General features: G+C 66.7%; 6 protein-coding genes and 1 pseudogene. 6 read left to right on the top strand and 1 reads right to left on the bottom strand.

The annotated features are described in order from the left end of the window. Positions 1 to 243: 243 nt before the first annotated feature. The 6 genes from KUO17_RS24870 to KUO17_RS24845 all read left to right on the top strand — a co-directional run bounded on the left by KUO17_RS24870 (position 244) and on the right by KUO17_RS24845 (position 7,430). Positions 244 to 630 carry a DUF2946 domain-containing protein gene (locus KUO17_RS24870; RefSeq protein ID WP_217978214.1) on the top strand — a complete coding sequence of 129 codons (387 nt, stop codon included), beginning with the start codon at positions 244 to 246 and terminating at the stop codon, positions 628 to 630. Positions 631 to 678: 48 nt separating this feature from the next. Then, positions 679 to 1,149 (top strand): copper chaperone PCu(A)C, encoded by a 471-nt coding sequence (locus tag KUO17_RS24865; protein WP_217978213.1) that lies wholly within the window; start codon positions 679 to 681, stop codon positions 1,147 to 1,149. 20 nt (positions 1,150 to 1,169) lie between these two features. Beyond that, on the top strand, positions 1,170 to 1,583 hold the full coding sequence (locus tag KUO17_RS24860; protein WP_217978212.1) for a DUF2946 domain-containing protein: 414 nt from the start codon (positions 1,170 to 1,172) through the stop codon (positions 1,581 to 1,583). A gap of 79 nt (positions 1,584 to 1,662) precedes the next feature. Continuing rightward, a complete protein-coding gene (locus tag KUO17_RS24855; protein ID WP_217978211.1) occupies positions 1,663 to 3,720 on the top strand; it encodes a TonB-dependent copper receptor in 2,058 nt (685 codons plus the stop codon). Positions 3,721 to 3,775: 55 nt separating this feature from the next. After that, positions 3,776 to 5,140: a PepSY-associated TM helix domain-containing protein gene (locus KUO17_RS24850; protein WP_217978210.1), complete on the top strand. Its 1,365-nt coding sequence runs from the start codon at positions 3,776 to 3,778 to the stop codon at positions 5,138 to 5,140. A 151-nt stretch (positions 5,141 to 5,291) separates the two neighbouring features. Beyond that, positions 5,292 to 7,430 (top strand): TonB-dependent receptor, encoded by a 2,139-nt coding sequence (locus KUO17_RS24845; protein ID WP_217978209.1) that lies wholly within the window; start codon positions 5,292 to 5,294, stop codon positions 7,428 to 7,430. Positions 7,431 to 7,543: 113 nt separating this feature from the next. On the opposite strand, the pseudogene KUO17_RS24840 reads toward KUO17_RS24845, so the two are convergent. Next, positions 7,544 to 7,662: pseudogene (locus KUO17_RS24840) on the bottom strand (response regulator); the annotation flags it as partial.

The raw sequence follows: 7,662 nt of genomic DNA, 5'->3' as shown, positions 1-7,662 counted from the left end.
CGCCCGTGCGGCGCTTCGCTGGCAAGCCAGCTCCCACATTTGCTGCAACGCGCCATGGCCTGTCAGATTTGCATCGCCAGCCTTGTTGGCTCGACACAGGATCTGTGTGCTGGGGGGGGAAAGGTCGACACCCCCGTCGACGCAGTTACCCCACCTGCGACACTCCATCACACCCCGCCTTTTTTACATATACTGCGACATCTGGCTAAATAGCCCCCACTCGATTCCTGACCGGATCTCTCCATGCCCGCACACCGGCTCGCCTACGCCTGGATCGCCTGCTGCGCAGTGCTGTTCAATCTGCTGGCCATGCCGTTGTCCGCCGCTGCCGCAAAAGCTCAACCCGAGCAACTGCTGTGGGGCACCTTCTGCTCCAGTGGCGTGACCAAGATGATCGCCATCTCGCTGACCGCCGCCGACGGCACGCAGCACAACGACGATCATTCGACGATGCAGCACTGCTGGTGCTGCTCAGGCACCGCACCACTGCTCGCCCTGCCCGGCCACCCACCCCGCCTGGTGATGCCCGAACACGACCTAAACAGCCCGCAACCGCTGCTCGCCCGCCACCACCCCACCCCGCGCCAGCAATGGCCCGCGCTCAACCCGCGCGCCTCTCCCTCGGCCTGAGTTCACTACGCTACCGGTACGCGAACCCGAATCGAACGGAGATTGATCATGCTCAAGAGCGCCCTGCTGCTGGCCACCCTGCTGTTGCCCGCCACCTTTGCCAACGCCCATGAATACAGCAAGGGCGAACTGCACATCGCCCACCCGTGGTCGCAGGAACTGCCGCCCAATGCGCCCAACGTGGCGGCCTATTTCATCGTGCACAACAACGGCAAGACCGCCGACCGCCTGCTCGGCGTCGACAGCCCGATCACCGATACCGCCGAACTGCACGAGCATGTGCACAAGGACGGCCTGATGAAGATGCAACAGGTGCCAAGCGTCGAGGTACCCGCCGGCGCCGACCTGGTGTTCGCCCCCGGCGCCTATCACGTGATGCTCATGCAACCCAAGGACCGCAGCCTGCTCAGCGACGGCAAGCGCTTCCCGCTGACCCTGCATTTCGAAAAGGCCGGCACTATCACCGTTGAAGTGGCCGTGCACAAGCAGGCCCCCGAGGGCAGCGCCCACAGCCACTGAGCCGCTGAAGGCCACGCGCCATGCGCCTGCCCCGCAGCAGGCTGGCCCGCACCGCTGACCTCAAGAGGGCACGCGGCAGCTGGCTGAGCCTGTTCGCCATGTTGATGATCTTCATCGGCCCACTGGTCTCCCAGTCGATGCCGATGGATCACCGTGCCGCCATGCCCGGCATGGACATGGCCATGGACTGCCACACCGACAGCCATGCCAGCAGCCACACCGACACCCAGGCGCTGCATGTCATCTGGGAAAAATGCGGCTACTGCAGCCTGTTCTTCCACTGCCCGGCCCTGCCGCAAACCCTCAGCCCGCTGAATACCGAGGCCGCCCCAGGCAACACCCGCCTGGTCGTGCAACCACGCCAGGGCCACGCCCGCCAGGCCATCTTCCCCGGCGCCCGCAGCCGCGCCCCGCCCGCCAACCACGTCGTCTGAACCCCAACCTGCGCCCAACGGTCCGGCCCCTTGCCGTCGACCGCGCGCACCTTCATGACTACACGATGTTGGAATACCTATGTCCAGCTCTACCGCTGCTCTGCGCCTGTCTCTGCAAGGCACCCTCGCCCTGCTGTGCGGCCCCCTGCTCAGCCCCGTCGCCCACGCCATCGAACCCGGCCACGACCACGACCATGCCGAGCTGAGCCCCACCGTGATCACCGCCGTGGCGCCAAGCTCGCCGCTGACCATCGTCACCAACCCCAAGGACCCGCGCCAACCGGTACCGGCCAGTGACGGCGCCGACTACCTCAAGACCATCCCCGGCTTCTCGGCCATCCGTGCCGGCGGCACCAACGGCGACCCGGTGTTGCGCGGCATGTTCGGCTCGCGCCTGAACATCCTCACCAACGGCGGCGTGATGCTCGGCGCCTGCCCCAACCGCATGGATGCCCCCACCTCGTACATCTCGCCGCAGACCTATGATCGCCTTACCGTGATCAAGGGCCCGCAAAGTGTGCAGTGGGGCCCCGGCGCCTCGGCCGGCACCATCCTCTTCGACCGTGAACCTGAACAGTTCGGCGAGCTCGGCAGCCGCGTCAACGCAAGCCTGCTGGCCGGTTCCAACGGGCGCCTGGACAAGGTGCTGGATGCGGCCGCCGGCCACCGCCTGGGCTACGTGCGCGTGATCGGCAACCAGTCGCGCACCGACGACTACGAGGACGGCAATGGCGACACCGTGCCGTCGCGCTGGGACAAGTGGAACGGTGACGTGGCCCTGGGCTGGACGCCAGACGCCGACACCCTGCTCGAACTCACCGCCGGCAAGGGCGATGGCGAGGCACGCTACGCCGGGCGCGGCATGGACGGCTCGCAGTTCAAGCGTGAAAGCCTGGGCCTGCGTTTCGAAAAGTCCAACCTGGGCGGGGTGCTCGACAAGGTCGAGGCGCAGGTCTACTACAACTACGCCGACCACGTGATGGACAACTACAGCCTGCGCAGCTCGCCCACCAGCGGCATGATGGCCGGCCCGATGGTCAGCAACGTCGACCGGCGCACCCTGGGCGGGCGCCTCAAGGCCACCTGGCGCTGGGAAGACGTCACACTGGTCAGCGGCATCGACGCCCAAACCAACGAACACCGCCAGCGCGGCGGCATGGGCGTGGATGCGCACAAGGCCGAGCCCTGGACCAAGGACGCCGACTTTCACAACTACGGCGCATTCGCCGAGCTGGCCTGGGAAACCTCCAGCCAGGACCGCCTGATCAGCGGCGCACGCCTGGACCGTGCATCGGCCAAGGACTTTCGGGAAACCAGCGCCACCGCCGGCAACACCCGCGCCGATACCCTGCCCAGCGGTTTCGTGCGCTACGAGCACGACCTGCAGGGCATCCCCGCCACCACCTACATCGGGCTGGGCCATGCGCAGCGCTTCCCCGACTACTGGGAGCTGTTCTCGCCCAGGTCCGGCCCGGCCGGCTCGCTCAATGCATTCGACTCGATCAAGCCGGAGAAGACCACCCAGCTCGACCTCGGCCTCCAGTACAAGACCGAACAGCTCGAGGCCTGGGCGTCAGGCTATGTCGGCCAGGTGCGCGACTACATCCTGTTCGACTACCGCCCCGGCATGATGGGCATGCTCAACACCCAGGCGCAGAACATCGATGCGCGCATCATGGGCGGCGAACTGGGCGCGGCCTATCAGTTCACGCCCAACTGGAAAGCCGACGCGACCCTGGCCTACGCTTGGGGCAAGAACAGCAGCAATGGCAAGGCGCTACCGCAGATGCCGCCGCTGGAAAGCCGCCTGGGCCTGACCTACAGCCGCGACGACTGGAGTGCCGGCGCGCTGTGGCGGCTGGTGTCGGCGCAGAACCGGATTGCCGAGGGTGCAGGCAACGTGGTGGGCAAGGACTACGAGAAGAGCGCAGGCTTCGGCGTGTTCTCGCTCAACGGTGCCTACCGCGTGAACAACAACCTCACGCTCAGTGCCGGCGTCGACAACCTGCTCGACAAGGCCTATGCCGAGCACCTGAACCTGGCGGGCAACGCCGGGTTCGGCTACCCGGCCAGTGACCCGCAGGCGATCAACGAGCCAGGGCGTACGCTCTGGACCCGGATCGACCTGAGTTTCTGATGCCCACCCGGGCGCGGCCACAGGCCGCGCCCCCTTGCACTACCGGGAGCGCTCCATGAGCAAACCGCAACCTTCCTTCTACAACCTGGCGTGGCGCTGGCACTTCTATGCCGGGCTGTTCGTCGCGCCGTTCATGATCCTGCTGGCTGTCACCGGGATCATCTACCTGTTCAAGCCGCAGCTCGACCCGCTGCTGTACCGCCCGCTGATGGTGGTCGAGGCCGGCCATCACCCGCACAGCGCCGACAGCCTGCTGCACACCGTGCAGGCGGCCTACCCGCGCGGCCACGTCAGCCAGTACCTGCCGCCCGTGACGGCCGAGCGCAGCGCGCAGTTCGTGGTCAACGACAGCGGCCGCGAGCTGAACGTGTTCATCGACCCCTACTCAGGCAACCTGCTCGGCGAGCAGGACGCCACCTACAACCTGCAGGCCGTGGCCCGCGCCCTGCACGGCGAACTGATGATCGGCACCCTGGGCGATCGCCTGGTGGAGCTGGCCGCCGGCTGGGGCATCGTGCTGGTGGTGTCGGGCCTGTACCTGTGGTGGCCGCGCGGCAAGGCCTCGGCCGGGGTGCTGTGGCCACGCCTGAATGCCCGCGGCCGCCTGCTGTGGCGTGACCTGCATGCCGTCAGCGGTTTCTGGGGCGCGGCCCTGCTGCTGTTCATGCTGCTCAGTGGCATGACCTGGACGGGCTTCTGGGGCAAGCAGTACGCCGACCTGTGGAACCGCTTTCCGGCGGCGATGTGGAACGAGGTGCCGCAGTCCGACCAGCAGGCCCGCGACCTCAACAGCGCCACCCGCCAGACCGTGCCCTGGGCCCTGGAAAACACCCCGATGCCACAGTCCGGCGCGCACGCCGAGCACATGCAGCACGGCGCCATGCACGAGGCGCCGGCCGCCCCGCAGGTAAGCCTGCAGCAGGTGCAGGACCTGGCCACCACCCGTTCGGTCGAGCCCGGCTACAGCATCACCCTGCCCACCGGGGCCACGGGCGTGTTCACCATTGCGGTGTTCGCCGACGACCCGCGCAACGACGCCACCCTGCATGTCGACCAGTACACCGGCAAGGTGCTGGTGGACGTGCGCTGGCAGGACTACAGCAACGTCGCCCGCGCCACCGAGCTTGGTGTGATGCTGCACGAGGGCAAGATGTTCGGGCGCCTGAACCAGCTGTTGATCCTGCTGGTATGCCTGATGATCCTGCTGGGCTCGGTCAGCGGCCTGGTGATGTGGTGGAAACGCCGCCCGCAAGGTGGGCTGGGCGTGCCACCGCTGCGTCACGACCTGCCACGCTGGAAAGTCGCCACCGCGATCATGCTGGTGCTCGGCGTGGCCTTCCCGCTGGTAGGGCTGTCGATGCTGGTGGTGTGGCTGCTGGACCGGCGCGTGGCGCGTCGCGCGTTGCCGGCGCGGGCCTGAGCCCAACCTGAAGCGTGCTCATGACCAGCATGAGCACGACGCGCTATCGCCCACGGCGCAAATGTTACATTATACGCCCCGATGAATTCCCGCCTCGAACCCGGTGCAACGACGCGCCGGGCCTTGTTATGGACAAGCGATTTCCCTCCTGATGAACACCTACCTGATCGGCTCCCTGAGCTTGCTGGCCCTGTGCAACAGCGCCCTGGCCAACACCCTGACCCTGCCTGCCGGCACCATCACCGCCACCGCCGACGCCGAGCAGCGGGTCAGCCTCGACACCCCGACCAGCGCCGGCTCGCGCCTGAACCTGACGGCCTTGCAGACCCCCGCCAGTGTCGACAGCCTGAGCGGCGAGCAGGTGCGTGCACGCGGTGATCGCAGCGTGCAGGACGCGGTGTCGCGCAGCACCGGCATCAGCCGCACCGGCACCCCGGGTGACGGCGGCACCTCGCTGCAGGCACGCGGCTTTACCGGGCAGAGTTCGGTGATGCAGCTGTTCGACGGCAACCGCATGTACACCGGCATGGGCACCGTGACCTTCCCGGTCGACACCTGGACGGTCGAGCGCATCGATGTGCTGCGCGGCCCGGCCTCGGTGCTGTATGGCGAAGGCGCGACGGGCGCGGTGACCAATGTGGTGCCGAAAAAGCCGTTCGAGGGCGAGATCGTCAACAAACTGCGCCTGGGCTACGGCAGCCACGACAGCCAGCAGACCGCCTTCGACAGCGGCGGCTCGCTGACCGACGGCCTGAGCTACCGGCTCAACCTCAACCAGCTGCGCAGCAACGGCTGGATCGACCACGGCGACGCCAGCAGCACCGCCATCAGTGCAGCGTTGCGCTGGCAGGCCAACGACGACCTGGCGTTCACCCTGGCCCACGACTACGGCGACCAGAAGCCGATGAACTACTTCGGCACGCCGCTGATCAACGGGCACCTGCGTGAAAGCCTGCGCGAGAAGAACTACAACATCGGCAACGACAAGCAGCACTACAACGACCAGTGGACGCGCCTGACCACCGACTGGCAGATCAGCGACAGCCTGAGTTCAACCAACGAGCTGTACTACCTCAAGGCCAACCGCCGCTGGCAGAACGCCGAGAACTACACCTGGGACGCCGCCGGCCAGCAACTGCTGCGCAGCGGCAACTACGGCATCAAGCACCAGCAGGAGCAGCTCGGCGACCGCCACACCTTCACCCTCAAGCACAGCCTGTTCGGCCTGGACAGCCAGACCCTGGTAGGCGCCGACTACAACCGCATCCGCTTCCAGCTCAACAGCAACAATCCGTTCATCGACAGCAATGCCGGCGGCGAGCCGATCGACCTGCACCACCCGCAGCGCAGCGGCTTTGCCAGCAGCTCGGCGTACCGCCCGCAGTTCGACAGCCTCACTCATCAGTTCGCCGTGTTCGCCGAGAACCGCCTGCAACTGACCGAGCGGCTGTCGCTGGTGACCGGTGTGCGCCGTGACGTGGTGCACCTGGACCGCAATGACCTGCGCGAGGAAGCGGCCGCCAACAAACGCAGCGACACCAGCCTGGACGGCAACAACTGGAAGGCCGGCCTGGTGTTTGCCCTCACCCCCGAGCTGTCGCTCTACGGCCAGCATGCCACCAGCACCGACGGCATCGGCGGGTTGATTTCGCTGAGCCCCGACCAGCAGCAATACGGGCTGTCCAAGGCCCGCCAGAGTGAGATCGGCATCAAGCAGCAGTTCTGGGAACAGCGCGGCGAGTGGACCCTGGCGGCATATCACATCGTCAAGAAAGACCTGCTCACCGATGACCCGTCGCAGATCGGTACCGGCCGGCAGTTGCAGGTCGGCCAGCAGACGTCCGACGGCATCGAGGCCAGCCTCGACCTGCTACTGCCGCACGACTGGCAGGTACAGGCCAACGCCGCATTCGTGCGCGCACGCTATGACGAATTCCAGCAGCAAGTGAACGGGGTGATGGTATCGCGGGCAGGCAACCGGCCTACCGACGTGCCGGGGCGCACCGCCAACCTGTGGGCGAGCAAGGGCCTGAGCGATACGCTGCGGGCGGGGGCCGGGGTGCGGTATGTGGACGGGCGTTACGCCGACATGGGCAATACCGCCAAGCTGCCGAGCTATACCGTGGTGGACGCCTCGATCGCCTGGCAGGTGCTGAACGGCACCACGCTGGGCCTGCAGCTGAACAATCTGTTCGACCGCCAGTATGCGCAAAGCCAGTACAATAACGGCCAGCAATGGATCCTGGGTGAGCCGCGGTCGTTCTTTGTGACGGCCGACCACACCTTCTGACCGCGTCGCCTTCTTCGCTGGCAAGCCAGCTCCCACAGGGTCTTGCATGCACCGCAAAACCCTGTGGGAGCTGGCTTGCCAGCGAAGAGGCCAGCACAGGCAACAAAGGCCTGTCAGGCCCCCGGCACGAAGTGCTTCTGCGCCGTACCGCGGGCAATCAGGCGCGACAGGTAGTCGAGCTTCTGCGCGTCCTGGTCGACAAAGCGGAACGTCAGCTGCAGCCAGTCGCTGT

The sequence above is a fragment of the Pseudomonas aegrilactucae genome (assembly GCF_019168305.1).
Classification (GTDB): domain Bacteria; phylum Pseudomonadota; class Gammaproteobacteria; order Pseudomonadales; family Pseudomonadaceae; genus Aquipseudomonas; species Aquipseudomonas aegrilactucae.
The sequence above is the reverse complement of the archived record's forward strand: the minus strand, read 5'-3'. Positions and strand labels throughout refer to the sequence as shown.